Here is a 26387-nt window from a genome sequence, read left to right on the forward strand (position 1 = left end):
AGGGCGCCCTTCATAAGAGTCAACTATCTTCTATTATTATGTCATATCGAGATATGCGGGCCCTTCCCGACAGGGCTGCGTGGCCCTCGGGCTTGCCGGGCGATCAGGTCGAAACGTTCTGCGGATTGCGGCCGGGCGCCTTGCCGCCTTGCGTCAGGCGGTGGTCTCCGCGCGGCGCCGGCGCCTGCCGACATTTCCGGAGGCCTCGCCCCCGGCATCGGGGTGCAGCGCAAGGAAGCGCAGCGCGGCCAGCGCCCCGGTCGCGCCCAGGACCAGCAGCGCGATCCGCAGGTCGCCGATCCCGGCCTCGGGGAAATGGCCCGAGACCTGCTGCGACAGCCGGATCACCGCGACCGAACAGGCCACCGCCAGAACCATCGCCACCTGCTGGCTCATCGCGCTCAGCGTCATGGCGGCGGGGCGCTGGTGATCCTCGATCTCGGCGACCGACAGCGTCGCAAGGGCGGTGAACTGCATCGAGCGCACCAGCCCGGCAAGGAACAGCAGGACCCACAGCCCGGCCCGCCCGGCATCCGCCGGAACCGCCGCGAAACCCGCCACCGCCAGTCCCGCGGCCAGCCCGTTCCAGACCAGCACCCGGCGATAGCCGAAGCGCCGCAGCACCGGCGTGGTCACGCTTTTCATTGCCAGGTTGCCAAGGAAATAGACCAGCAGCAGCGACCCGGCCTCGACCGCCGATAGCCCGAAGCCAAGCTGGAACAGCAATGGCAGCAGGAACGGGCTGGCATTGATCGAGATCCGGCACAGCGTTCCCGGCCCCAGCGTGGTCAGGCGGAAGGCGGGAACGGCCAGCACGCCCAAGTCGAACAGCGGCGCCGGGCTGCGGCGCAGATGCGCAAGCGCGGCGATCCCCGCCAGCAGGCCAAGCCCCAGCAGGACCGCCGCCGGCAGCGCGCCAAAGCCGGCGATGAAGGCCTCGAAGCCCGACAGCAGCAGCACGATCGCCCCCGAGGTCAGCAGGAAGCCGCGCAGGTCGAAGCGCGACACGCTGCCCGAAGGGCGGTTCGGGGCAAGCCGCAGGAACAGCAGGATGGCGACCAGGCACAGCGGCAGGTTGATGAAGAAGTTCCACTGCCAGCCCAGATGCGTGCTGATCCAGCCGCCGACCACCGGCCCCAGCACCGGCGCGAACAACGCGGGCCAGGTGATCGTGGCCACGGCCTGCACGATCCCCGACCGGGGCGTGTGCTGCAGGACCAGGATCCGCCCGACCGGCGCCATCAGCGCCGCCGATGCGCCCTGCGCCGCGCGCGCCGCGATGAAGCCGGGAAAGGACTGCGCCAGCCCCGCCGCCAGCGAGGACAGCGCAAAGCCCGCCACCGCCCAGACCAGCAGGTTGCGGGCGCCGAACCGTTCCGACAGCGAGCCGGCGGCGGGGATGAAGGCCGCCATGCACAGCAGGTAGACCGTGAAGGCCGAGCCCATCGCGACCGCATCGGTGCCGAAATCCGCCGCGATCAGCGGCAGCGAGGTGGCGATGATGGTGCTGTCCAGCAGCTGGACGAAGAAGACCGCCGCGACAAGCAGGGAAATCAGCCGTCCGGGCGGGCTCGCGGCCGGCCCTGGCTGCGGCGGCGGGGGGATATCCGTCATTCGGCTCGTCCGTCGAATCCTTCGGTCGCAGGTCCGGGGCGTGCGCAGGATCCTGCGCGCGCGTCCGGCGATTGTACCGTCAGTTGATCGGCTGGTCCAACCGGCTCAGCGCCGCGTCGTGGAAGCTGCGGTCGATCCAGCTGTCGTAATCCACCTTGCCACGCAGCAGCCCGGCCTCGGCCATGAAGGCCTCCTCGGCCTGCAGGGCGGCGATGGCGGTATCGGTGAATTCGGGGTTCTGGAAGAATTTTCCATCCGCATATGTCGCGCGGACCGAGGCTTCGGCATTGCCCGTGCCCGCGACGAAGCTGCTGATGGTCTCGTCGGGATTGTCGTCGACCCAGCGGGCGGTGGCGATGTCCACGGCCAGGATCCGGGTCACGATGTCGGGATAGTTGCGGGCGAATTCGCCGTTCACGCTGATGACATGGGGCACCGACCATTCCGGCTTGCCCGAAACCGCCGCATCGAAGATGACGCGCGCCAGCCCCTGGTCCACCAGCTTCTGCGCCGTGCCGCCGCTTTCGACAAGGGCATCGATATCGCCGCGCTCCAGCGCCGGGCCGGATGAATCGATCCCCAGGTTCATGCTCTCGACGTCCGAGATCGCGACGCCCTTGGCCTCCAGCGCCTTGGCCAGCGTGGAATGGCGGACGGTGCCCGCCAGATAGGCGACCTTGCGGCCCTTCAGGTCGGCCAGCGTCCGGATGTCGCTGTCGGCGCGCACCAGCACCAGCGTCTCGTTGCCCGGCACCCAGCTGGACAGGCCGACGGCCTTCACATCCGCCCCGCTGGCCGCAAGCCGCAGCGAGGGGTTGTTGCCGATATAGGTCAGGTCGATCGCCCCCGATCCCAGCGCCACCGTCACCGCCGAACCGCCGTCGAAGGTCGAAAGCTCGACCCGGATGCCGTCCTCGGCGAATTCCTCGGCCAGCAGGCCCTTGTCGCGGAACAGGATGAATTTCAGGTGGCCCGGCGCGGTCGATCCGATGCGGATCACCTCGGGCTTGTCCTGCGCGGCGGCGGGCAGCGGCGCGCTCAGCAGGGCAGAGGCGGCCAGCAGCGCGCCAAGCGCATGGCGCCGGGAAAGGGTCGGGAAGAAGGTCATCGGGTCGGTCTCCGAAAGGCGCGGCGCGCAGGGCGGTCGCGAGGGATTGGAACGGGGAAAAGCGGGGCGGCGTCAGGCGCCCCCGCCGGCCGGGCTGTCGCGCCAGCGCGCCGCGCGGCTGTCGATGGCGACCAGCACATAGTTCAGCGCAAGGCCGATGGCGGTCAGGACCAGGATCCCGGCATACATCCGGTCGGTTTCCAGCATCAGCGAGGAATGCTGGATCAGGAAGCCGATGCCCGACTGCGCCGCCAGCATCTCGGCCGCGATCACCGACATCAGCGAGGCCTTCACCCCCAGCCGCGCGCCCGCCACGATCGAGGGCACCGCCGAAGGCAGGATCACCTTGCGAAACAGGTTCCAGTCCGAAGTGCCCATCGAGCGCGCCGCCTTCAGCAGCAGCGGATCGACCGATTTCACGCCGACGATGGTGTTGATGAGCAGAAAGAACACCGCCGCATAGAAGGTGATCGCGATCTTGGAGGCCTCGCCGATGCCCAAGAGCAGGATGAACACCGGCAGCAGCGCGAATTGCGAGGTGTTGCGCAGCGTCTGCACCAGCAGGTCGGTGATCTTCTCGAACAGCGCATAGCGGCCCATCGCCAGCCCCAGCGGCACGCCCACCGCGACCGCAAGGACGAATCCCGTCGCCGCCCGGTTCAGGCTGATGCCGACATGGCGCGACAGCTCGCCGCTGGTGGTCATCGCGGCCAGCGTGGACAGCACCACCGACAGCGGCGGAAAGAAGATCGGGTTCAGCAGCCCGGCGCGCGGGGCGATTTCCCACAGCGCCAGCAGAAGCAGCATCAGCGGCAGGCCGATGATGAAGGTGCCGGTCTGCCCCGCCGTCAGCAGCGACAGCGGCGTGCGCCGGCGCCAGAATTCGAACGCGCGGCTTTCGCGCTGCGATTTATCGGTCAGATATGCCATGTTCCCGCCTCCTCAGTTCGCATAGCTTGCCGACAGCGCCCAATCCTGCTGCGCGCGCGTCACCTCGTCGCGCAGCGCCTCCCAGACCTGCTGGCGGTAGTGGTTGAATTCCGGGCTGTTGCGCAGATCCAGGTCGCGCGGGCGCGGCAGGTCGATCTCGACGATCTCCTTGACCAGCCCCGGCCGCGCGGTCATCACCACCACCCGGTCGGCCAGATAGATCGCCTCGTCGATGGCATGGGTGACGAAGACCACCGTGGTGTTGATCTGTTCCCAGATCCGCAGCAGCTCGCTTTGCAGCAGGTCGCGGGTCTGGGCGTCCAGCGCCGCGAAGGGCTCGTCCATCAGCAGCACCTCGGGATCGGTGGACAGCGCGCGGGCGATGGCGACGCGCTGCTGCATGCCCCCCGACAGCTGCGAGGGATAGCGGTCCTCGAAGCCCTTCAGCCCGAACAGCGTCAGGAAATGCCGGGCGCGTTCGCGGCGTTCAAGCCGCGGGACGCCGCGCACCTCCAGCGCGTATTCCACGTTCTCCAGCGCGTTGCGCCAGGGAAACAGGGCGTATTGCTGGAACACGTAGCCCACCTTGGCGTCGGGCTGCGTCACCAGCGTCCGGTCGATCCAGGTCCGCCCCGAGGTGGCCTGGGTCAGCCCGCCGATGATGTCGAGCAGCACCGACTTGCCGCTGCCCGACGGGCCGACCAGCGTGACGAATTCGCCCCGCCGGATGGTCAGGTCGACGCCCGCCAGCACCGGCACGCGATCGGTGGGCTTGCCCTCGACGACGATCGACTGGCCCGAGTGAAGCTGGAACGTCTTGCGGACGTCGGAAATCGTGATGCGGTCCATTCTTTCCTGCCTTTCCGTCACACCTGGGCGACGCGGATATGCATGGTGGGATCCCGGTCCGAGCCGCCCGCCCGCCCGCGCGACCAGCCAAGCGCGCGCGCATAGCTGCCGAACAGGCCGGCGGCCTCGATCTGGGCTTCGGTGACGGGGACGGGACCCGAGGCGCGCTCGGCGACAAAACGCGCGTCGGTCGGGCAATAGATCTCGCACAGATAGCAGGTCTGGCAATCCTGCTGGCGGGCGATCACGGGCAGGCCCTCGTCGTCCTTATCGAAGACATTGGCCGGGCAGACCCGGACGCAGATGTCGCAGCGGATGCAGCGCGATTCCGAGACGATCTCGATCATGACGCGCGCTCCTGTGCTTGCGTGGCGGGGAAATCGGGACGCGCCTCGACCCGGTCCAGCCCCGACACGGTGATCCGCCGGGTCCATGCGGCATCGGTCTCGGGCAGGTCGGCGCGGCGATGCACGCCCCGGCTTTCGCGCCGCATCTCGGCCGCCGCCAGCGACCAGCGCGCCGAGGCCGCGACCGAGGCGATCTCTCGCGCGCGCAGCCGCTCGGCGCCCTCGGCGGACAGGTGGTCGCGGATCTCGGCCCAGACGCCTTCCAGCCGCTCGCGGCCCGCCGCCAGCCCGTCGCCGGTGCGGAAGAAGTTGCGGTCCAGCGGGATCGTCTCGGCCCGCAGGGCCTCGACCAGCGCGGCATGGTCCACCGGCCGCGCGGCGGCGGCGGGGCGCAGCCCGGCCTGACCCAGCGCCTGGCCTGCCGCGCGCCGCATCCCGCGCAACCGGGCATGGCGCGCCGCGCCTGCCCCCGCGAACCAGCCGCTGGCCATCGCCCAGGAGGCATTGACCGCCCCGCCGCCCGAGCTTGCGCCGGTCACGTTCTCGCGCGAGGCGGCATCGCCCGCGGCGTAAAGTCCGGGCACCTCGGTCGCGCAATCGTCGCCGGCCAGCCGGATGCCCCCGGTGCCGCGCACCGTGCCCTCGGCCGTCAGGTCGACGCGGAACAGCTGGGTGAACGGGTCGATCCCGCGCCGGTCATAGGGCAGGAAGCAGTTCGGCTGGCCCCGGCGCAGCCAGTCCTGCATCGCCGGTTCCGCCAGGTCCAGCCGGGCGAAGACCGGGCCGTCCAGCAGCGCGCGGGCCAGTTCGTGATCGGTGCCGCCGATGCCGTTCGTCAGCGGCCGCCCCTTGCTGTCCAGGATCGGCGTGCCGTCCTGGCGGTGGAACGAGGCCCACCGATAGGGCAGCCCCTTGTTCAGCGAGCTGTCATGCGGCGCAAGCGTGTATTTGCCGGTGAATTCCATCCCCGACAGCGCCGCCCCGGCCTCGGCGGCCATCAGATAGCCGTCGCCGGTCAGCCCGCCGCCGCCCATCAGCCGCTCGAAGAAGGCGCAGCCGCCGGTGGCCAGGACCACCGCGCCCGCATGGATGCGCCAGTCCTCGCCGCTGCGGCGCGACAGGCCCGCCGCGCCGGTCACCGCGTCGCCGTCGCTCAGCAGTTCCAGCGCCGGATGATGGTCCAGGATCGTGACCCCCGCCGCCTTCACCTTGCGGCGCAGGAAATGCATGTAGTCCGGGCCGCGCAGGTTCGCGACATACAGGTTGCCCTGGTCGTCGCGCGGAAAGGCATAGCCCCATTCGACCAGCTGCAGCAGGTTGGCATAGGCCCGGTCGACGGTGCGGTGCATCCAGCGCCGGTCCGCCAGCCCATGGGTGCGCTGCCAGCGCCGCTCGACCGCCTCGGCCCGCGCCTCGCCCGGCGGCACGCACCAGGTCCCGGTATTCGAGGGCGCGGTCGCCCCCGATGTCCCGTGATAGCCCTTGTCGGCCAGCACCACCCGCGCCCCCGCCCCGGCCGCGGCCAGCGCCGCCCAGCCGCCTGCCGGTCCTCCTCCGAGGACCAGCACGTCGGTCTCGGCCTGCGGGCCTGCCCGCCTTCTGTCGTCTGTCATGGTCCTGCCTGGGGCTTGCGAATGCTGGGAAGGTGGCGCGCGGCGGTCAGGCCGCCGACGAGAACCATTCTGGCTCGTTGCCCGGCGTCCACTTGATGTTGCACCCGATCGAGGGCACCTGCCGCCCCTCGACCTGGGCCCCGGCCAGCACCTTCTCGACCGCCGCGCGCAGATCCGCGCCGGTCACGGGCTTGCCGTTTCCGGGGCGCGCATCGTCGAACTGGCCGTGATAGGCCAGCCGGCGCTGGCCGTCGAACAGGAAGAAATCCGGCGTGCAGGCGGCGCCATAGGCCTTGGCGACGGCCTGGTCGGCATCCTTCAGATAGGGGAAGTCATAACCCTGCTGCGCGGCTTCCTGGCCGATCCGGGCCAGGGTTTCCTCGGGATGCGCGACGGGATCGTTCGCATTGATGCCGACGATGGCAAGCCCCCTGGGGCCGTATTCGCGCGCGAAATCGGCCAAGGCCTCGCGGATCAGGACGACGAAGGGGCAGCGGTTGGACAGGAACGCGACCAGCAGCGCGGGGCTTTCCTGGCTGTCCGCCAGCCGGTGCAGCCTGCCATCCGCATCCGGCAGCAGGAAGTCGGCGGCAGGCGTTCCCAGCGCGATGGGATTCGATTCGGTTTTGGGCATCTGTGTCTCCGCAAGATCTGGTTGTTCCGTCGCCGGACGGCCGTCGATATATACGACCAATCTTATAGAGATTTGTGTTCGATTTTCCGGCTGCGGGTGAAAAGCGGTTCTCGTGGCCTGCAGCAAAAGAGAACGGATCGGGATGGCGCGCCGCTCGCCACCATCGAAGGCCACCCGGCCATGCGACGGTTTCGTGCAGATCATGTGAAACCGCCGGATCGCGGCAGTTTTCCGGCCGGCCCTTCACCCGAATGTCATACCGGCCGGCTATGGGTGATTCATCCGAATGACTGGACGGGCAACATGCAGACCAACTGGCAGATGATCCGGGACCGCCTGGCCGAAGGCATCATGCGGGGCGAATACGCCCCCGGCCAGCGCCTGCCGACCGAGCCAGAGCTGTGCCGGCATTTCGGCATCGGCCGCCATTCCGTGCGCCGCGCCATCGAGGCGCTGGCGGTCGAGGGCAAGCTGCGCGTCGAACAGGGGCGCGGCACCTTCGTCGAGACGGCACCGCTGATCGATTACCAGATCGGCCGGCGCACCCGCTTCCGCCAGAACCTGCGCGACCAGGGCGTGGCGCCGGGGGGCGACCTGATCGAGGCCGGGCTGGTGCCCGCCCCCGCCGCGATCGCCCGTGCGCTGGACCTGCCCGAGGGCGCGCCGGTGCATCGGGTGCTGACCCGCGGACTGGCCGACGACGTGCCGATCAATATCGGCCTGTCCTGGCATTCGGCGGATCGCTTTGCCGATTTCGGCAGCCGCAGACGCCAGGGCGAGAAGGTGACCGACATCTATCGCACCCATGGCATCGCCGATTACTTCCGCCGCTCCACCTCGATCCTCGCCCGCCGCGCCAGCCCGGACGAGGCGCGGCTGCTGGCCCAGCATCCGGCGCTGCCGGTGCTGGTCGTGCAGAAGACCGACGTGGACGTGGAAGGCCGCCCCATCGGCCATTCGCAGGGCGTCTGGTCGGCCGAACGGGTGCAGTTCACGCTGGATACCGACCCCTCGCCGCCGGGCACGGGATAGGAGCGCGCCGGGACAGGCCGGCCACAGAAGGAATGAGGACAGGATGTCTGACGAGAATGACCCGGACCCGTCCGGGGGGATGGATCACGCGCGCCTGCTGGAAACGCTGGCGGGGGCCGAGGCGACACGGCTGAAGGCGCTGGCCGAGATGCTGCTGCCCCTGCTGCCCGCCCCCGAGGTCCTGAAAAGCGGCACCGGCCTTGTCATGCTGCCGATGCGCGACACGGTGCAGGGCACCGATTTCCATCTGGGCGAGGTCCTGGTCGCCGAGGCGCATCTGCGCCTGCCCTCGGGCATCGAGGGTTACGGCATGGTGACCGGCCGCGACCTGGAACGCGCGATGGCCATGGCGGTGGTCGATGCCGCCGCCGCCGAAGGGGTGCAGCCCGAGGCCATCGCCCGCTTCCTGCACGCCGAGGCCGCCCGGATCGCCGCCGCCGACCGCGACATCCTGCGCGCCGTCGAGGCCACGCGGGTCGAGATGGAGACCTTCTGATGCACGCAGCCCCGCTTCCCGACCCCGCCGAGACCCGCGACAACGCCACCTTCGAGGCGCTGCTGCGGGCGCTGTCCCGCCCCGGCCAGGTGCACGGCCTGCCCCGGCCCGGCCTGCTGCCCGCGGCGCTGGCGCTGGTCGACCTGGAATGCGCCGTCTTCACCGACGATCCGGCGCTGGCCCCGGCCCTTGCCGGCACCGGCGCGCGCCTGGCCGAAGCCGCGGTGGCGGATTACCTGTTCCTCAGCGGCAACCCGCTGGCGGCGGCGGGCAGCGCACCCGTCGGATCGGCGCTCCACCCCGAGAACGGCGCGACGCTGCTGATCGCCACCGGGCTGAGCGGCGGCCCGGCCCTGCGCCTGACCGGCCCCGGCATCGACGGCAGCATCCGCATCGCCCCCGCCCTGAACCCCGCCCTGTGGTCGCTGCGCGAGGCGCGCGCCGCCTATCCGCTGGGGTTCGAGCTGTTCCTTGTCGAGGGCGCGCAGGCGATCGGCCTGCCGCGCTCGACCCGCATCGAGGTGCTGTGATGGCCTATGTCGCAACGCGCGGGGGCGAACGCGCCATCGCCCAGTCCGAACGGCTCTATCGCGAAGGCCTGGGTCCCATCGACCGCGACCGGGTGGCGGCGGTGGCCGATGCCCTGCCCTGGCTGGTGGACCGGGTGATGGGCGAGGCGTCGCTCTACGAGCCCGAACTGGCGGCGCTGGCGCTGGCGCAGACCGGCGGCGATCTCTACGAAGCGGTGCTGCTGCTGCGCGCATGGCGCACCACCCAGCCGCGGCTGGCCATCGCCCGGCCGGTGACGCAGGACCGGCTCTTCACCCATCGCCGCATCTCGGCCGCCTTCAAGGACATCCCCGGCGGCCAGATCCTCGGCCCGACGCTGGACTATTCGCACCGCATCCTTGCGACCGAGGTGCTGGAAGGCCGGCCCCTGACCCCCGCCCCGGTCCAAAAGGCCGACCGGCCCGCGCCGCCGCACCATCCCTCGCTGGCCGCATGGCAGAAGGCGCAGGGGCTGGTCGCCGATCCCGCGCCCGAGGAGGTCGCCCCCGAGGCGATCCCCGACCTGACCCGCGAACCGCTGCTGTTCCCCGCCCCGCGCGCCCACCGGCTGCAGGGCCTCGCCCGCGCCGACAGCGGCGGCGTGCTGGCGCTGGGTTATTCCGCCATGCGCGGCCATGGCAACGCCCATCCCACGGTGAACGAACTGAGGCTGGCCGAGGCCGAGCTCCGCGTCCCCCACCCGCGCGGCACGGTCTTCTCGGCCGGCCGGGTGAAGGTCTCGCAGGCCGAGGTCGCCGCCAAGGAAGGCGGGACGCGGATCCGGCTGGGCTTCGCCGCCACGCTCGGCTGGAACGAGGTCAAGGTGATCGCCGCCGCGACCCTGGACCTGAACGCGCCCGGCGCCGCCAAGGGCACGCCCACCGAGGAGGAATTCTTCCTCTACCACACCGAACCCGTCGAGGCCTCGGGCTTCTGCATCCATTTCAAGCTGCCCCATTACGTCACCTTCCAGTCGGCGCTGGACGCGATGCGCGACGCCAATGCCCGCAAGACCCAGCCCCCCGCCGATCCCCTTCTTCGTTGCGAAAATACCCTCGGGGGGTCCGGGGGGCGAAGCGCCCCCGGCGCGCCGCACGCCCCCGCCCACCCGGCCAAGGAGACCACGGAATGACCGCACTCGGCGAACTGACCCGGCCCTGGCAGGCGATGAGCTACGGCTTCCTCGACCCCTCGGCCAAGCGCGAGATGCGCCGCGCCATGCTGAAGGCCGTCGCCGTGCCCGGCTGCCAGATCCCCTATGCCAGCCGCGAGGTGCCGATGGCACGCGGCTGGGGCACGGGCGGATTGCAGGTGACGCTGACGCTGGTCAATCCCGGCTCGGTCGTGAAGGTGATCGACCAGGGCGCCGACGACAGCGTGAACGCGGTCTCGATCCGGCAATTCGTCCAGAAGGTCGCCGGCGCCCGCGGCACATGGGACACGCAGGAGGCCACGATCCTGCAATCGCGCCACCGCATCCCCGAGGAAAAGCTGCGCGAGGACCAGATCCTCGTGCTGCAGGTCCCCAATCCCGAACCGCTGCGGCCGGTCCAGCCGAACATGTCGCTGGCCCGCCAGATGCATGCGGATGCCGATTACGGGCGGCTGTGGCTGGTGCTCTATGAGCAGGTCGTGCGCTCGGGGCGGATCATGCAGGGGGCGTCCTACCCGGCGCTGGTCAATGGTCGCCATGTGATGACGCCCTCGCCGATCCCGCGCTGGGACCTGCCCAAGCTGGACATGGCGCGGCACCTGACGCTGCTGTCGGCGGGACGCGAGAAGCGCATCTTCGCCGTGCCCCCCTTCACCCGCGTCCAGCCGCTGGCCTTCGACGACATCCCCTTCCGCGTCGAGGATCACGCCAGCCTGGTCTGCCACCGCTCGGGCGTCGCCGGCTTCTTCATGAACGAGATCCCGCAGCCCGACGGCAGCGCGCGGCACGAATTGTCCGACAGCCATTTCGGCATCAAGGCGATCCGCCGCAGCGAAGGCGAGGCGGTGGAGATCGGCGAAACCTGGTACCGGAACGGAGCGGTGACATGAGCCTGCCTTCCCCCCGCCCCGCCCCGCAGCAACCCCCGCGCGACCTGCCGCGCCTGATGACCACGCCGCCGATCCTGGCCATGACCGGCATCAGCCGCCGCTTCGGCGATGTCGTGGCGCTTCAGGACGTGTCCGCCACCGTCTATCCCGGCGAGGTCCTGGGCATCGTCGGCGAAAGCGGCTCGGGCAAGTCGACGCTGCTCAGGATGATGAACCTGGAGGACAGCCCGGACAGCGGCGACTATCGCCTGGCCATTCCGGGCGCCGCCGGCAACCTGTTCGACCTGGACCGCTACCGGCGGCGGATGCTGTGCGCGCGCCATGTCGGCATCGTCTACCAGAACCCGCATCTGGGCCTGCTGATGGGCCATTCCTCGTCCGGCAACGTGGCCGAGCGGTTGCTGATCGCGGGCGAGCGGCGCTTTGCCGTGCTGGGGGGGCGGGCGCGCGAGGCGCTGGACGCCTCGGAATTCCCGCTGGAGCGGATCGATGCCCGGCCGATCGAGCTGTCGGGCGGGATGCAGCAGCGGGTGCAGCTGGCCAAGGCCATCGCGCTGGAGCCGGCGCTGCTGCTGCTGGACGAGCCGACGACGGGGCTGGACGTCTCGGTCCAGGCGCTGGTTCTGGACACGCTGAAGCGGCTGCAGCGCGACCGCGCGATCACCATGGTGCTGGTCAGCCACGACCTGGGCGTCATCCGCACCATGGCCGACCGGGTCATGGTCATGCGCCGCGGGCGCGTGGTCGAGGAGGGGCTGGCCGACCAGATCTTCCAGGATCCCCAGCACCCCTACACCCAGGCCCTTGTCCATGCGAAACTGTAAAGGCTGATGATGACCCTGCAGACACCGCTTCCCGCCGCCCCACCCCGCGCCGCGCCGCCCTGCGCCGCCTCGGGCGCCCCCGCGCCGGCCCTGCCCGTGATCGAGGTCGAAGGCCTGGCCAAGCATTTCCAGATGCACCACCTGGGCCAGCGGCTGGACGCCTTCGCGGGCATCGGCTTCACCCTGATGCCGGGGCAGTTCCTGCTGCTGACCGGCCCCAACGGCGCCGGGAAATCGACGCTGCTGCGCACGCTCTATCGCAGCTATCTGCCGCAGGCGGGCCATGTCTGGCTGAACACCGCCGAGGGGCGGATCGACCTGGCCCGCGCCGCCGATGTCGACGTGGCGCTGCTGCGGCGGCGCGAGATCGGCTTCGTCACCCAGTTCCTGATCGCCCGGCCCCGCGTCGCCGCCGAGGATCTGGTGGCCGAACCGCTGCGGCTGGCCGGCGCCGCCGCGCCCGAGGCGCTGGAAACCGCCCGCGCGGCCCTGGCCGAATTCGGCGTGAAGCGCGAATTGTGGGCCGCCTATCCCTCGACCTTCTCGGGCGGCGAACAGCAGAAGGTCAACCTGGCCCGCGCGCTGATCCTGCCGCAGCGATTGCTGCTGCTGGACGAACCCACCGCCTCGCTGGACGCGGGCGCGCGGGCGGCGCTGCTGCGGCGGCTGGCGGCGCTGAAGGCGCAGGGCGTCGCGATGATCGGCGTCTTTCACCATCCCGGCGACGTGGCCGGGCTGATCGACGCGGAACTGAACCTTGACAGCAGGGAGACCAGAGATGTGGCTCAGTGACTTCCGGGTGGTGCTGCCCGACCGGGTGCTGAAGGGCGGATCGGTCCGCATCGAGGCCGGGCGCATCGCCGAACTGGCCGAGGGCCCGGTGCCCGGCGCGGCGATCCGGGGCGAGGGGCGGCTGCTGCTGCCCGGCTTCATCGACATGCATGGCGACATGATCGAACGCGAGATCGAGCCGCGCCCGATGGTGCGGATGCCGATCGAACTGGGGCTGCGCGACCTGGACCGCAAGCTGGCCGGCGCGGGCTTCACCACCGCCTATGCGGCGCTGTCCTTCAGCCCCTCCTCGACCTATGGCCATCTGCGCAGCTACGACCATACCAGCGCGGTGATCCGGGCGCTGAACGCGCTGCGCGACGACCTGCTGGTCGACCACCGCGTCCATGCGCGCTTCGAGATCACCTTCCCCAAGGCGCTGCAGGTGATCGAGGCGCTGATCGCCGAGGGCCATGTCTCGCTGATCTCGCTGACCGACCACACGCCCGGCCAGGGCCAGTATCGCGACATCGAGCGGGTGATCCAGCGCACCATGCGCGAAAGGGGCCTGTCCGAGGACGAGGCCACTGATGCCGTCGCCCGGCGCATCGCCGAACGCACCCGCCCGGCCGAGGAACTGGCGGCGACGCTGGCGGCGATTTCCGCGACCTGCCACGCGCGGGGCGTGGCGCTGGCCAGCCATGACGACGACACGCCCGAGAAGGTCGAGGTGATGGCGGGGCTGGGCGTCTCGATCAGCGAATTCCCGGTGACCGAGGAAGCCGCACGGAAGGCCCGCGCGCACGGCCTTGCCACCGCGATGGGCGCGCCGAACGCGCTGCGCGGGCAAAGCTATTCCGGCAATCTGTCCGCCCGCGCGGCGCATGGCAGGGGGCTTCTGGACATCCTCGCCTCGGACTACCACCCCTCGGCCATGCTGCCCGCGGTGCTGGAACTGGCCAGGACCGATCCCGACGGGCTGGCCGGGGCGGCGCGGCTGGCGGGGGCCAATGCGGCGCGGGCGCTGGGGCTGGCCGATCGCGGCGGCATCGAGCCCGGCAAGCGCGCCGATCTGGTGGTGGCCAGCGACGAGGGCATCGGCCATGTGCTGGCCACGCTGCGCGGCGGCCGGGTGATCTATTCCGACGGCAGCCTGGACCAGCCGCTGGCGGCAGCGCGCGCGCGGGACCTGGAGGCCGCGTCATGACCCCGGCAGTCGTCAAAAATTCATTCGGACGATATGCGGGCGTCGCAGAATCCCTGCAATCTGGCGGCATGGAACCGAACATGCTTTCCCTTGCCGGCCTCAGCCGCGCCTTCGGCGATACGCGTGCGGTGGACCGCGTGTCGCTGGACATTCCCGAAGGCCAGTTCGTCGGCGTGATCGGCCCATCCGGGGCGGGCAAGTCGACGCTGCTGCGGCTGATCAACCGGCTGGTCGAACCGACCGAGGGCCGGATCCGCTTCGGCGCCCGCGACGTCACCGGGCTGCGCGGGCGCGCCCTGCGGGAATGGCGGCGCGACTGCGCGATGATCTTCCAGCAGTTCAACCTGGTCGAGCGGCTGGACGTGCTGACCAATGTGCTGGTCGGGCGGATCGCCGATCACGGGCTGCTCTCCTCGATGGCGATGCGTTTCTCGGATGCCGAGCGCACCCTGGCCTTCCACGCGCTGGACCGGCTTGGCCTGGCGCACAAGGCGCTGGAACGGGCCGGCAACCTGTCGGGCGGCCAGCAGCAGCGCGTCGCCATCGCCCGCGCGCTGGTCCAGCGCCCGCGCGTCATGCTGGCCGACGAACCCATCGCCAGCCTCGATCCCGGCAATGCCACCCGCGTCATGGACGCGCTGCGCCGGATCAACCGCGAGGACGGGCTGACCGTCCTTGTCAACCTGCACACGCTGGACACCGCCCGCGCCTATTGCGACCGCATCGTCGCCATGCGGGCGGGCCGGGTGATGTTCGACGGCACCGCCCGGCAACTGACGCCGGACGTGGTGCGCGATCTCTACGGAACCGACGGCCTGGCCGAGATCGACGAGGCCGTCACCTCGACTTCCCTGCGCCGGCTGGAGCCGGCCTGAACCACCGGAGCATCCCATGAAGATTTTCGCTGCTGCCCTTCTGACGACGACGGCGGCCCTGCCCGCCATGGCCCAGGACTGGAAAGAGGATTACCGCATCCTGCGCATCGGCGTGACCTCGGCCGAGAACGAATCCGACCGCATGGCGCGCTGGGAACCCTGGCGCGACTATCTGGCCGAAACGCTTGGCGTCGAGGTCGAGATCTATACCGCCGGCAGCTATGACGGCATCGTGCAGGCGCTGGCGGCCGGCCAGATCGAATTCGCCAGCCTGGGATCATCCGCCTATGCCGCCGCCTGGACCGAGACCGAGGGCGGCGTGCGCCCGATCCTCGCCTCGCAGGAACAGGACGGATCGACCGGCTATTACTCGGTCATCGCGGTGCGCTGCGACGCGGGCCATGACAGCCTCGACGACCTGGAAGGCAAGGTGCTGGCCTTCGCCGATCCCGACTCGACCTCGGGCTATGCGGTGCCGAACTACAACCTGGTCCAGCAGGGCTACGACCCGGCCAGCTTCTTCCGCGCCACCCCCTTCTCGGGCAGCCACGAGGCCGGGGTGCAGGGCGTCGTCAACGGCCAGTTCGACGCCGCCGCGACCTATATCAACAACGAGGTGAACGGCATCCCGCAGCGCATGGTCGCCAAGGGCATGATCGGCGAGGGCGAGATCTGCTGGATCTGGCAATCGCCCGAGATCACCAACGGCCCGGTCACCGTCCGCAGCAACCTTCCCGACGAACTGGTCGAGGCGGTGAAACAGGCCTATCTGCGCGCGCCCGAGGACGCCCCAGAAGCCTTCCAGTCGATCAACGGGGCCGAGCTGTCCACCGCCAAGGGCTTTGTCGAGGTGGATCACGACCGCTATCAGTGGATCGTCGAGATGCGCGACTGGCTGAAATCGCAGCGCCGCAGCTGATCCGGCAATCGATCCGGCGGGGCGGCAACCGATGCCGCCCCCTTCCCCATCACGCCATGAAAGGCGGGCGCCGCCCGGCCAGGACCCATGACCGCAACCGACCCATTCGCGGCCTTCCAGGCGGATTACCGGCATCACCGCCGGCGCGCGCGCCTGACCTTCTGGCTGGCCGCCGCGATTCTGGCCGCGATCTTCTGGATCACGGCCGACATGGCGAATTTCTTCCGCGTGACGCAGGTGACCCTGCCCGACGGCTCGCGCGAGGATCGCTGGATCCTGCTGGCCGGCCTGCCCCGTCTGGGCGATTACGTCGCCAAGACCATCCCGGAACTTGGCTGGCGCAGCCTTGGCGCCGACCTGGCGGACTGGTTCTGGCGCTGGCGGGTCTGGCTGGACCTGCTGGTCGAGACCCTGCTGATCGCCTTCATGGCGACCTCGCTCGGCGTGGCGGCGGGGTTCCTGCTGTCCTTCCCGGCCGCGCGCAACCTGTCGCCTGCGCCCGCGTTGGTCTGGATCACCCGCCGCTTCCTCGAAATCGCCCGCACCGTGCCGGAACTGGTCTGGGCGCTGATCTTCGTCTTCTGCTTCGGGGTCGGGCCGATGGCGGGGGTGCTGGCCATCGCGCTGCACTGCACCGGATCGCTTGGCAAGCTCTATTCGGAAGCCAACGAGAACGTGGACATGCGCCCGGTCGAGGGCGTGCGCGCCGCCGGCGGTTCCTGGTTCGAGCAGATGCGCTACGGCGTCGTGCCGCAGGTGCTGCCGAACACGCTCAGCTATACGCTGCTGCGCTTCGAGATCAACGTCCGCTCCTCCTCGATCATCGGCTATGTCGGCGCGGGCGGGCTGGGGCAGGAATTGCGCACCGCCGTCAGCCTGCAGGAATATACCGACCTGTCGGCGCTGTTTCTCATCATCCTCGCGACCGTCTTCCTGATCGACTGGGGTTCGGAACGGTTGCGCCACCGCGTCATCGGACTGGAGGGCACCTGATGTCCCGCACGGATCACACCCTTCCGCCCCGCCCCGGCCGACTGCGCAACCGCCTGTTCTGGATCGGCTTTCTGGCGCTGTTCGGCTGGTGCCTCTACGATTTCGGCTTTTCGCCGCAGCGCATCTGGCAGGGGCTGGGCCGGCTGGGGAACGTGCTGTCCTTCATGTTCCCGCCGCATCTGTGGACCGAATGGGTCCAGATCAGGGAAATCCTGCAAGGGCTGGGCGAGACCCTGGCCATGGCCTTCCTGGGCACGCTGCTTGGCGCGCTGGTGGCCTTTCCGCTGTCCTTCCTGGGCGCGCGGACGATCAACCGCATGGGCTGGCTGCGCTTCGGCCTGCGGCGCGGCTTCGACGTGATCCGCGCCTTCGAGACGCTGATCCTGGCGCTGATCTTCATCCGCGCCTTCGGGCTGGGGCCGCTGGCCGGCGTGCTGGCGATCGCGGTGGGCGAGATCGGCGTGCTGGCCAAGCTCTATGCCGAGGCGATCGAGAACAGCTCGGCCCGCCCGGTCGAGGGCGTGCGCGCCGCCGGCGGCTCGGTCCCGCAGGGGATCCGCATCGGGCTGCTGCCGCAGGTCATGCCGGTGCTGATGTCGATCACGCTCTACAATTTCGAATCCAATGTCCGCTCGGGCACCATCCTGGGGATCGTCGGCGCCGGCGGGATCGGCTTCCTGCTCTCCGACCGGATCGGCGCCTATCGCTGGGACGAGGCCTGGTCGATCATCATCCTGATCGTGGCGATGGTCTACCTGATCGACGGGCTGTCGGCCTGGATCCGGATGCGGCTGATCCGCCCCTGACCCCCGATCCCGCCGTTCCGCCCGCCCCGCCCCACGCAGGAAAACCCGCCGATCCGCTTCTTCGTTGCCCAAATACCCCCATCCGCCCGGCGCGAAGGTCACGCCCGCAGCCAGTCCGGCGCATGGCGGATCTCGTCCACACCGGCCAGCTGCGCCAGCCGCTCGAATTCCGCCCGCAGCGCCGCCAGCCGCGCCGCGCCCATGCGCAGGCCCGGCTCGGGCCAGAACGCCCTGACGGCCAGCACTCCGGCCTCGCGCTTGGCATCCACCCGCCCGATCAGCCGGTCCCCCTGCATCACCGGAAAGACCTAATAGCCATAGCGGCGCCTGGGCGCCGGCACGAAGATCTCGATCCGATAGCGGAAGCCGAACAGCCGCTCGGCCCGCGCCCTGTCGCGCAGCGCCGGGTCGAAAGGCGACAGCACCCGCACCCGCGCGGATGGCGCCGGCAGCGCGGGCACCAGGTCCAGCAGCGCCGGATCGGAAAAGCTGCGCCGCCGCGTGCCATCGGCCATCTCCACGTCGATCTCGACGATCCGCCCGGCGGCCAGGGCCTCGGCGCACCACCGCTTCGCCTCGTCGCGGGTGACGATCTCGAAGAAGGCCGCCAGCTCGCCGCTGGTGGCGAAGCCCAGCCGGTCCAGCGCCGCCGTCATCGCCCAGTCGATGATCTCGGCCTCGTCGATGCGCGCGGCAAGATGCTGGGCCGGGATGACCCGCTCGCTGAGGTCATAGACCTTGCGGAACCCCTCGCGCCGGCAGATCGCCAGGCGCCCGGACCGCCACAGATATTCCAGCGCCGTCTTCGAGGGATGCCAGTCCCACCAGCCCGTCGAGCCCCGTTCCTCGCCCTCGCCGACATCCTGCGAGGAAACGGGGCCGTGATCCGCGATCCGCCGCAGCACCGTGTCCAGCTCGGCATCCCAGCCCTCGCGCCGCCATTTCGGCCAGCGCTGCCGCATCCGCGCCTCGTCGCCGGCGAATTTCAGCCGCCACATCGGATAGCAGGTCATCGGCACGACGGCGGCGTCATGGGTCCAGTGCTCGAAGGCGGTGCGGTGCCGGGCCACCATGTCCTGCAGCGCCTTCGGCCGGTACCGGCCCCGGCGCGACCACAGGATCAGGTCATGCGAGCGGGCCAGCGTGTTGACGCTGTCCACCTGCACGAAGCCCAGCCCCGCCAGCAGCCCGGCCAGATCGGCGCCCTTGCCCGGCCCCGATCCGGGCCGCAGCAGCAGGTGCCGGTCCAGAAACAGGCGGCGGGCGTCGCGATTTGCAAGCAGCGGGCGCATCATGCCCCTATCGATTGCCGGTTTGCGCCGCGCGATCAAGCGCGCCCCGCCGGGCCTGCCGAAATCCGCCGGCTTGAAATCCGGCGCGCATTGCCTAGATGTCGTTTCCTGCAACGGACCAACCGGAGTTCCTCGGACATGGACATCATTCTCGCCGCCCTCGCCCATCCGGTCGCGCAACGAGAAGTCCTGTCCCATGTCCGCCTCCATCACGCTTTCCCGCCTTTGCTGGTCCACGCCTGACCGCAGCCCGCTTTTCACCGACCTGGACCTGGTCTTCGGACCGGAACGCACCGGGCTTGTCGGACGAAACGGCACCGGCAAGACCACCCTGCTGCGCCTGATCGCGGGCCAGATCGCCCCGGCCTCGGGCAGCGTTCGCGTCTCTGGCACCACGGGGCTGATGCGGCAGGAGACCGGCCTTGCCGCCGATCTGGGCATCGCGGAGCTGTTTGGCGCGGCCGAGGCGCTGGAGCTGCTCGAAAGGGCCGAGGCCGGGCTGGCCGAGGCCGCGGAACTGGCCGGGGCGGACTGGACGCTGCCGGCGCGGATCGAGGCCGCGCTGCTGCGCTGCGGGCTGGACGTTGACCCCCGCGCGCGGCTTGCGGAGCTGTCGGGGGGCCAGCGCACCCGCGCCGGCCTTGCCGCGCTGATCTTCGCCCGGCCGGATTTCCTGCTGCTGGACGAGCCGACGAACAACCTGGACCGCCAGGGCAGGCAGGCGGTGATCGACCTGATCCGGGGATGGCGCGCGGGCGCGATCGTGGTCAGCCATGACCGCGAATTGCTGGAGGAAATGGATGCCATCGTCGAGCTGACGACATTGGGCGCCGCGCGCCATGGCGGCAATTACAGCAGCTATCGCGCCCGCAAGGCCCAGGAATTGCAGGCCGCGCGGCACGATCTGGCCGAGGCGGAGAAGCAGCAGGCCGAGATCCTGCGGCGCGAAAGGCAGGCGGCCGAGCGCAAGGCCCGCAAGGACGGCGCGGGGCGCCGCTCGCGCGGGAAAGCCGACCAGCCGAAGATCCTGCTGGACGCGGCGAAGGGCCGGGCCGAGGCCTCGGGCGGCGCCAATGCCCGGCTGCGCGACGCGCGCAACCGGCAGGCGCAGGATGCGCTGTCCTCGGCCCGCGACCGGATCGAGGTGCTGGATCCCTTGCGCATGGAGATCGGCTCGACCGGTCTTCCCGCGCAGAAGCTGGTCCTGCGCCTGCAGGCGGTGACGGGCGGCCACGATCCGGCGCGGCCGGCGATCCGCGACATGGACCTGACCGTGACCGGCCCCGAACGCATCGCGATCACCGGCCCGAACGGCAGCGGCAAGACCACCTTGCTGTCGCTGGTCACAGGCGCGCTGACACCGCTTTCCGGCCGGGTCGAGCTGCATGTGCCCCATGCCTTCCTGGACCAGCATGCCGCCCTGCTGGATCCCGCCCTGACGCTGCGCCAGAATTTCCGGCGCATGAACCCGGATGCGGATGAAAACCTGTGCCGGGCGGCGCTGGCCCGGTTTCGCTTCCGCGCCGGGGATGCGCTGCAGCTGGCGGGTGCGCTGAGCGGCGGGCAGAGGCTGCGGGCGGCGCTGGCCTGCGTCCTGGGCCGCCCCGAGCCGCCCGCGCTGCTGATCCTGGACGAGCCGACCAACCACCTGGACCTGGATGCGATCGAGGCGCTGGAGGCCGCGCTTGCGGCCTATGACGGCGCCCTGCTGGTCGTCAGCCATGACCGGGCGTTCCTGGAAAGCCTGACGCCGGACAGGTGGCTGGAGCTGGGCCGATGACGGTCTGCGGGGGCGGCGGTCAGTCCTGCTGGCGCAGGATGCGGGCCGGGCGGGTGGCCAGCGGGCGCAGCGCGAACAGGATGCCCGCCGCCAGCACCGCCGCGACCCCGCCCGAGACGATGGCGATGGCCGACAGCGGCTCGAAGGCGAAATCCGTCTCCATCACGAAGGTGACGACCGCCCAGCCCGCCACCGCGCCGGCAAGGATCGCGACAGCCCCCGCCGCCGCCCCCATCAGCACCGATCGCAGCGCGAACGAGGCCAGCACCCAGCCCCGCGTAGCGCCCAGGGTGCGCAGCACCGTCGCCTCGAAGATCCGCTCGCGCTCTCCGGCGGCGGCGGTGCCGATCAGCACGACAAGGCCGGTCAGCAGCGTCGCGCCGGCGGCCCAGGCTGCGGCCGAGGCGATGGCGCCCAGCACGGCAGTCGCCTGGTCCACCGCGTCGCGGACCCGGATCGCGGTCACGTTGGGCATGTCGCCGGCGACGGCGCGCAGGATGCGGCCCTCGGCCTCGGCCCCGGCATAGACGGTGGCGATATGGGTATGCGGCGCGCCCGCCAGCGCCGAGGGGCTCATCGCCATGACGAAGCCCAGGCCACCGGTCGAGAAATCGACCTCGCGCAAGCTGGTGATCTCGCCCTCGATGTCGCGGCCCAGGATGTTGACGGTGATCCGGTCGCCCAGTTGCAGGCCCAGTTCCGCCGCCTCTTCCGCGCCGAAGGAGATCAGCGGCGGGCCGTCGTAACCGGCCGGCCACCATTCCCCCGCCGTGATGGTCGTGCCCTCGGGCGGGGCGTCGGAATAGGTCACGCCCCGGTCGCCGCGCAGGACCCAGTGATCGCCCGCGACCTCGGTGGCCGGGCGGCCGTTGATCCGGGTCAGGATGCCGCGCAGCATCGGCGCGGTCTCGACCCGCTCGACCCCCGGATCGGCGGCGAGCGTGGCGTTGAACGCGTCCAGCTGGTCGTTCTGGATGTCGAGGAAGAAATAGGCCGGCGCGCGGGCGGGCAGGTCGCGGTCGATGGCGGCGCGCAGGTTGGCCTCGATCTGGCCGACGCTGGCCAGCACCGCCAGCCCCAGGCCAAGCGACAGCATGACCGATGCGGTTTCCGAGCCCGGCCCGCCGACCGCCGCGAAGGCAAGCCGCAGCGCCGGGCGGCCGCGCATGATCCGGCTGCGCGCAAGGGCCCGCGCCAGCAGGCGCACCAGCCAGGCCGCCCCCGCCAGCAGCGCCAGCGCGCCGATCACGCCCACGGCGGTGCCAAGCGCCAGTTCCGGCGCGCCGGAAAACCACGCCGCCCCGCCCACCAGCAGCACCGCCAGCGCGGCGCTGACCAGCCACCAGACCGGCCGGGGCGCGGCCCCCGCGACGCCCACCGCCGCACGATAGAGCGCCGCCGCCCGGACCTGCGCCGTGCGCGCCAGCGGCCACAGCGTGAACAGCAGCGCCGTCACCAGCCCGTAGAACGCGGCCTCTGCCAGCGGCGCGGGCCAGGGCGCGAAGACGGCGGGCACGGGCAGCAGACGCTCCAGCATCGGGGCCAGCGCCAGCACCGCGCCCGTGCCAAGCGCCAGCCCGGCAAGGACGCCCAGCAGCGCCATGGCGCCGATCTGGACCAGATAGACCATGAAGATCAGCCGCTGTTCCGCCCCCAGGCTGCGCAGCGTGGCGATGGTCGCCGTCTTGCCCGCCAGATAGCTGCGCACCGCGGCGGACACACCCACGCCGCCCACCGCCAGCCCGGCCAGGCCCACCAGGATCAGGAAGGCGCCGATCCGGTCGATGAAATTCTCGGCCCCCGGCGCGGCGCGGCGGCTGTCGCGCCAGCGCAGCCCGGTGTCGCGGAACGCGGCCATCGCCTCGGCACGCAGGGCGTCCAGATCGGCGCCCGGCGGCAGGATCATGCGATATTGCGTGTCGTAAAGCGTGCCCGGCCCGATCAGGCCCGAATCCGCCAGCGCCCCGCTGGCCACCAGCGTGCGCGGCCCAAGGCCGAAGCCGCCCGCCGCCGCGTCGGGCTCATGGGTCAGCACCGCCATCAGCCGGAAGGATTGCGTCCCCAGCCGGAACTCGTCGCCGGGGGCGATGCCCAGCCGTTCGACCAGCACCGCATCCATCGCGGCGCCCGGCAGCCCGTCCGATCCGGCCAGAAGCGTCGCCATCGGCATGGGCGGATCGAGCCCCACCGCGCCCAGCAGCGGCCAGCCGTCGTCCACCGCCTTGACCTGGGTCAGCGCGCGATCCGCGCCCGCGCCCTCGCCCGTCACGGCCATGGAGCGGAAGTCCACCACCTCGGACACCCGCGTCGCGACACGGTCCATGAAGGCGCGTTCCTCGTCGGTGGCGAAGCGATAGGTGAACTGCATCCGCGCATCGCCGCCCAGCATGACCGCGCCCTGATCGGACAGGCCCTGCCGGACGGATTCGCGCACCAGCCCCACCGCCGCGATCGCCGCGACGCCGAGGATCAGGCAGGCGAGGAAGACCCGGAACCCCGCGAAGCCCCCGCGCAATTCGCGCCGGGCGATGCGAAAGGCCAGCGCCGCGCTCATTCGGCGGCGTTCCGCTGCGCGCCTTCGTCGGCGATCCGGCCATCGGCCAGAAGCACCACCCGGTCGCAGCGCGCCGCCAGTTCCGGCGCGTGGGTCACAAGGACCAGCGTCGCCCCGTGCCGGTCGCGCAGCCCGAACAGCAGGTCCATGATCGCCGCGCCGTTCGCGCCGTCCAGATTGCCGGTCGGCTCATCGGCCAGCAGGATCGCCGGGCGCGCCACGGCGGCGCGGGCCAGCGCCACGCGCTGCTGCTCGCCCCCCGACAGCTGCGCCGGGTAATGGCCCTTGCGGGTCGAAAGGCCCACGGCGGCCAGTTCCTCGGACGCCCGTTCAAAGGCGTCGGTCGCGCCGTTCAATTCCAGGGGAAGTGCGACGTTTTCCAGCGCGGTCATCGTCGGAATCAGGTGGAAGGACTGGAACACCACCCCCATATTGTCCCGGCGGAACCGGGCGAGCTGGTCTTCGTTCAGGGCGGTCAGGTCACGGCCCTGCGCGATCACCTCGCCGCCGGTGGCGCGTTCGAGCCCGCCCATGAGCATCAGGAGAGACGACTTGCCCGAACCCGACGGCCCGACCAGCCCCAATGTCTCGCCGCGCGCCACCTGCAGGGTGATGCCGCGCAGGATCTCGACCGGCCCCGCCGCGCCCGTCAGCGAAAGCCGCGCGTCGCGCAGCGCAATCACAGGTTCCGTCATCCATACCGCCCTTATGCCCCGCCTTCGCAGGCAATATGGGGCCGTGCGGCGTTTCTGCAACCGCAAAGCGGCGGCCCTGGCGGCGGTGCTGCTGCTTGCCGCAAGCCCCGGCTGGGCCGAGCCGCTGCGGCTGGTCGCGCTTGGCGACAGTTTGACGCAGGGCTATGGCCTGCCGCCCGAGGACGGCTTCACCGCGCAGCTGGAACGCTGGCTGGCGGCCCAGGGCCGCGAGGTTCAGGTGGTGAATGCCGGCGTATCGGGCGACACGACGGCGGGCGGGCGGTCGCGGGTCGGCTGGGCGCTGGCCGACGGGGCCGATGCGATGCTGGTCACGCTTGGCGGCAACGACCTGTTGCGCGGCGTCGACCCATCGGTCAGCCGCGACAACCTGGACGCGATCCTGACCGAGGCCGCCGCGCAAGAGGTTCCCGTGCTGCTGATCGCAATGGAGGCGCCGGGCAATTACGGCCCCGACTACCGCGCCGCCTTCGACGCGATCTATCCCGAGCTGGCCGAGACGCATGGCGTGGCCCTGGCCGAGAGCTTCCTTGCCCCGCTGGTCGAGGGGACTGCGGACGGTGCGGCGATGCGCGACTTTCTGCAGGAGGACGGGCTGCATCCCAATGCCGAGGGCGTGGCGCGCATCGTCGAGGGGCTGGGCCCCAGGGTGCTGGAACTGATCGACACCGCGGCGGAATGACGCCCATCGGCGGGCGGCCGGGGCGCACCCGGCGGCCGGCCGGTCTTGCGGCCCGTTCTTCGGGCAAGCTAAGGTCCCGGCGGATTTCGCGCGCGCAGGTCGGGGATCGGCCCGGAAATCCCATGCGAGAACGGGAAGGGAGAGCTGCATGGAGTCGGCCGTTCATCTCAGGACTGTGGACATCAGCTTTGCCGTCAGCGGCAAGCAGCCGTTTCGCGCGGTCGCCGGGGCGGACCTGCGCGTCGCCAAGGGCGAATTCGTGGCCATCGTCGGCCCGACCGGATCGGGCAAGTCGACGCTGCTGAACGCGGCGGCGGGGCTCTTGCGTCCCTCGGCCGGCGTGGTCGAGATCGAGGGCCGGCCGCTGGAGGGCCTGAACCGCAGCGCCGGCTATCTGTTCCAGGCCGATGCGCTGATGCCGTGGAAGACCTCGCGCGACAATGTCGCCATCTCGCTTGAAATCTCGGGCACGCCCCGGCGGCAGGCGCTGGCCCGCGCCGAGGAATGGCTGGAGCGCGTCGGCCTGCGCGGCTTCGGCGACCGTTATCCGCACATGCTGTCGGGCGGCCAGCGCAAGCGCGTGGCCATGGCGCAGGTGCTGATCCGCGATCCGGCGATCCTGCTGATGGACGAGCCCTTCGGCCCGCTGGATGCGCAGACCCGGCTGATCATGGGCGATCTGCTGCTGGACCTGTGGCAGCAGGACCGCAAGGCGGTGATGTTCGTCACCCACGACCTGGAAGAGGCGATCTCGCTGTCGGACCGGGTGGTGATCCTGTCGACCGGCCCCGACGCCCGCATCATCGGCGATTTCCCGATCCCGCTGCCACGCCCGCGCGACGTGTCGGAAATCAAGCTGGAGCCGGAATTCCAGAACCTGCACCGCGACATCTGGCACCTGCTGAAGGACCAGGTGCTGAAAGCCTATGCCCATAGCACGGCGGAGAAAGCCTGATGCCCAGACCCGTCCTTCTGATGCTGCAGATCCTCGTCGCGGTCTTCGCGATCGCCTTCTGGTGGGTGCTGACCCGGACCTCGCTGTTCGGGGACCCGTCGCGGATCCAGTTCTTCTTCTCGACGCCGATGGACGTGCTGAACCGGATCATCGCGTGGTTTTCCTCGGGCCAGATCTGGTATCACCTGTGGATCACGCTGATCGAGGCCGCGCTGGCCTTCGTGATCGGCACCGTGGCGGCGCTGATCCTGGGGTTCTGGCTGGCGCGGCGCCCCAGGCTGGCGGCGGTGTTCGACCCCTATATCAAGGCCGCGAACGCCCTGCCCCGCGTGGTGCTGGCGCCGATCTTCACGCTGTGGTTCGGGCTGGGGATCTGGTCCAAGGTCGCGCTGGGGTTCACGCTGGTCTTCTTCATCGTCTTCTTCAACGTCTACCAGGGCGTGAAGGAGGTGAACCGCACCGTGCTGCAGAACGCCCGGATGCTGGGCATGTCCGAACGCCAGCTGCTGCGGCATGTCTATCTGCCCTCGGCGCTCAGCTGGGTGTTCTCGTCGCTGCATATCTCGATCGGCTTCGCGGTCGTGGGCGCGGTGGTCGGCGAATATCTGGGCGCCTCGGCCGGGCTGGGCTATCTGATCGCGCAGGCCGAGGGCATGTTCGACATCGCCGGGGTCTTCGCGGGCATGTTCGTGCTGTCGGCCTTCGTGCTGATCATCGACTGGCTGGTCACCCTGGCCGAGCGCCGGCTGCTGATCTGGCAACCCGACAGCGATCACCATCACTGACATTCATCCAAGGGAG

25 protein-coding genes and 1 pseudogene are annotated in these 26387 nt (G+C 70.5%); 16 read left to right on the forward strand and 10 right to left on the reverse strand.

The window, feature by feature from the left end; genetic code table 11:
• Positions 1-153: 153 nt before the first annotated feature.
• The 7 genes from C9E82_RS11300 to C9E82_RS11330 all read right to left on the reverse strand — a co-directional run bounded on the left by C9E82_RS11300 (position 154) and on the right by C9E82_RS11330 (position 7095).
• Positions 154-1614, reverse strand: coding sequence for an MFS transporter (locus tag C9E82_RS11300; protein WP_119898749.1), 1461 nt, complete (start codon positions 1612-1614; stop codon positions 154-156).
• Between the two features lie 79 nt (positions 1615-1693).
• Positions 1694-2722, reverse strand: a complete 1029-nt coding sequence (locus C9E82_RS11305) for an aliphatic sulfonate ABC transporter substrate-binding protein (RefSeq protein WP_119898750.1) — start codon at positions 2720-2722, stop codon at positions 1694-1696.
• A gap of 72 nt (positions 2723-2794) precedes the next feature.
• Positions 2795-3652, reverse strand: coding sequence for an ABC transporter permease (locus C9E82_RS11310; RefSeq protein WP_119898751.1), 858 nt, complete (start codon positions 3650-3652; stop codon positions 2795-2797).
• Between the two features lie 12 nt (positions 3653-3664).
• On the reverse strand, positions 3665-4501 hold the full coding sequence (locus C9E82_RS11315) for an ABC transporter ATP-binding protein (protein WP_119898752.1): 837 nt from the start codon (positions 4499-4501) through the stop codon (positions 3665-3667).
• Positions 4502-4518: 17 nt separating this feature from the next.
• Positions 4519-4848 carry a 4Fe-4S dicluster domain-containing protein gene (locus C9E82_RS11320; RefSeq protein WP_119898753.1) on the reverse strand — a complete coding sequence of 110 codons (330 nt, stop codon included), beginning with the start codon at positions 4846-4848 and terminating at the stop codon, positions 4519-4521.
• A complete protein-coding gene (locus C9E82_RS11325; protein WP_119898754.1) occupies positions 4845-6461 on the reverse strand; it encodes an FAD-binding protein in 1617 nt (538 codons plus the stop codon). Before C9E82_RS11325 ends, C9E82_RS11320 begins: the two co-directional genes overlap by 4 nt.
• A 46-nt stretch (positions 6462-6507) precedes the next feature.
• A complete protein-coding gene (locus tag C9E82_RS11330; RefSeq protein WP_119898755.1) occupies positions 6508-7095 on the reverse strand; it encodes a thioredoxin family protein in 588 nt (195 codons plus the stop codon).
• Positions 7096-7368: 273 nt separating this feature from the next.
• Between C9E82_RS11330 and phnF the strand changes: the two genes are divergently transcribed.
• The 12 genes from phnF to phnE (C9E82_RS11390) all read left to right on the forward strand — a co-directional run bounded on the left by phnF (position 7369) and on the right by phnE (C9E82_RS11390) (position 17610).
• Positions 7369-8127: a phosphonate metabolism transcriptional regulator PhnF gene (gene phnF / locus C9E82_RS11335; protein ID WP_244936017.1), complete on the forward strand. Its 759-nt coding sequence runs from the start codon at positions 7369-7371 to the stop codon at positions 8125-8127.
• A gap of 43 nt (positions 8128-8170) precedes the next feature.
• Positions 8171-8623 carry a phosphonate C-P lyase system protein PhnG gene (gene phnG / locus C9E82_RS11340; protein WP_119898757.1) on the forward strand — a complete coding sequence of 151 codons (453 nt, stop codon included), beginning with the start codon at positions 8171-8173 and terminating at the stop codon, positions 8621-8623.
• Positions 8623-9153, forward strand: coding sequence for a phosphonate C-P lyase system protein PhnH (gene phnH / locus C9E82_RS11345; protein WP_122449272.1), 531 nt, complete (start codon positions 8623-8625; stop codon positions 9151-9153). Before phnG ends, phnH begins: the two co-directional genes overlap by 1 nt.
• Entirely contained in the window at positions 9153-10304 is a 1152-nt protein-coding gene (locus tag C9E82_RS11350) for a carbon-phosphorus lyase complex subunit PhnI (protein WP_122449273.1), read from the forward strand. Before phnH ends, C9E82_RS11350 begins: the two co-directional genes overlap by 1 nt.
• On the forward strand, positions 10301-11215 hold the full coding sequence (locus tag C9E82_RS11355; RefSeq protein WP_119901240.1) for an alpha-D-ribose 1-methylphosphonate 5-phosphate C-P-lyase PhnJ: 915 nt from the start codon (positions 10301-10303) through the stop codon (positions 11213-11215). Before C9E82_RS11350 ends, C9E82_RS11355 begins: the two co-directional genes overlap by 4 nt.
• Positions 11212-12039 (forward strand): ATP-binding cassette domain-containing protein, encoded by an 828-nt coding sequence (locus C9E82_RS11360; RefSeq protein ID WP_122449274.1) that lies wholly within the window; start codon positions 11212-11214, stop codon positions 12037-12039. Before C9E82_RS11355 ends, C9E82_RS11360 begins: the two co-directional genes overlap by 4 nt.
• A gap of 9 nt (positions 12040-12048) precedes the next feature.
• Positions 12049-12831, forward strand: a complete 783-nt coding sequence (locus C9E82_RS11365) for an ATP-binding cassette domain-containing protein (RefSeq protein ID WP_244936018.1) — start codon at positions 12049-12051, stop codon at positions 12829-12831.
• Positions 12818-14017 carry an alpha-D-ribose 1-methylphosphonate 5-triphosphate diphosphatase gene (locus tag C9E82_RS11370; RefSeq protein ID WP_119901054.1) on the forward strand — a complete coding sequence of 400 codons (1200 nt, stop codon included), beginning with the start codon at positions 12818-12820 and terminating at the stop codon, positions 14015-14017. Before C9E82_RS11365 ends, C9E82_RS11370 begins: the two co-directional genes overlap by 14 nt.
• Positions 14018-14097: 80 nt before the next feature.
• Complete coding sequence (phnC, locus tag C9E82_RS11375; RefSeq protein WP_240643707.1) at positions 14098-14892, forward strand: phosphonate ABC transporter ATP-binding protein; 795 nt, start codon at positions 14098-14100, stop codon at positions 14890-14892.
• 16 nt (positions 14893-14908) lie between these two features.
• Positions 14909-15811 carry a phosphate/phosphite/phosphonate ABC transporter substrate-binding protein gene (gene phnD, locus C9E82_RS11380; protein ID WP_119901052.1) on the forward strand — a complete coding sequence of 301 codons (903 nt, stop codon included), beginning with the start codon at positions 14909-14911 and terminating at the stop codon, positions 15809-15811.
• 87 nt (positions 15812-15898) lie between these two features.
• Positions 15899-16804 (forward strand): phosphonate ABC transporter, permease protein PhnE, encoded by a 906-nt coding sequence (gene phnE / locus C9E82_RS11385; protein ID WP_119901051.1) that lies wholly within the window; start codon positions 15899-15901, stop codon positions 16802-16804.
• Positions 16804-17610: a phosphonate ABC transporter, permease protein PhnE gene (phnE, locus tag C9E82_RS11390; RefSeq protein ID WP_119901050.1), complete on the forward strand. Its 807-nt coding sequence runs from the start codon at positions 16804-16806 to the stop codon at positions 17608-17610. The genes phnE (C9E82_RS11385) and phnE (C9E82_RS11390) overlap by 1 nt, the downstream gene beginning before the upstream one ends.
• 98 nt (positions 17611-17708) lie before the next feature.
• Here phnE (C9E82_RS11390) and C9E82_RS11395 read toward each other — a convergent pair.
• Positions 17709-18905, reverse strand: a pseudogene (locus C9E82_RS11395) (winged helix-turn-helix domain-containing protein).
• A 193-nt stretch (positions 18906-19098) separates the two neighbouring features.
• Here C9E82_RS11395 and C9E82_RS11400 point away from each other — a divergent pair.
• Positions 19099-20682 carry an ABC-F family ATP-binding cassette domain-containing protein gene (locus C9E82_RS11400; RefSeq protein WP_119901199.1) on the forward strand — a complete coding sequence of 528 codons (1584 nt, stop codon included), beginning with the start codon at positions 19099-19101 and terminating at the stop codon, positions 20680-20682.
• A gap of 19 nt (positions 20683-20701) precedes the next feature.
• Here the strand turns inward: C9E82_RS11400 and C9E82_RS11405 are convergent, their stop codons facing one another.
• Both C9E82_RS11405 and C9E82_RS11410 read right to left on the reverse strand, forming a co-directional pair.
• The gene (locus C9E82_RS11405; protein WP_122449275.1) at positions 20702-23236 is read right to left on the reverse strand and encodes an ABC transporter permease; all 2535 of its coding nucleotides are present in this window, start codon (positions 23234-23236) and stop codon (positions 20702-20704) included.
• A complete protein-coding gene (locus tag C9E82_RS11410) occupies positions 23233-23931 on the reverse strand; it encodes an ABC transporter ATP-binding protein (RefSeq protein WP_119899587.1) in 699 nt (232 codons plus the stop codon). The genes C9E82_RS11405 and C9E82_RS11410 overlap by 4 nt, the downstream gene beginning before the upstream one ends.
• 13 nt (positions 23932-23944) lie before the next feature.
• Between C9E82_RS11410 and C9E82_RS11415 the strand changes: the two genes are divergently transcribed.
• The 3 genes from C9E82_RS11415 (at position 23945) to C9E82_RS11425 (ending at position 26371) form a co-directional block, all read left to right on the forward strand.
• A complete protein-coding gene (locus tag C9E82_RS11415) occupies positions 23945-24631 on the forward strand; it encodes an arylesterase (protein WP_119899589.1) in 687 nt (228 codons plus the stop codon).
• Positions 24632-24779: 148 nt separating this feature from the next.
• On the forward strand, positions 24780-25586 hold the full coding sequence (locus C9E82_RS11420; protein ID WP_119899592.1) for an ABC transporter ATP-binding protein: 807 nt from the start codon (positions 24780-24782) through the stop codon (positions 25584-25586).
• Positions 25586-26371, forward strand: coding sequence for an ABC transporter permease (locus C9E82_RS11425; RefSeq protein ID WP_119899594.1), 786 nt, complete (start codon positions 25586-25588; stop codon positions 26369-26371). The genes C9E82_RS11420 and C9E82_RS11425 overlap by 1 nt, the downstream gene beginning before the upstream one ends.
• Positions 26372-26387: the final 16 nt, after the last annotated feature.

Source organism: Paracoccus sigandri (assembly GCF_003709565.1).
Classification (GTDB): domain Bacteria; phylum Pseudomonadota; class Alphaproteobacteria; order Rhodobacterales; family Rhodobacteraceae; genus Paracoccus; species Paracoccus siganidrum.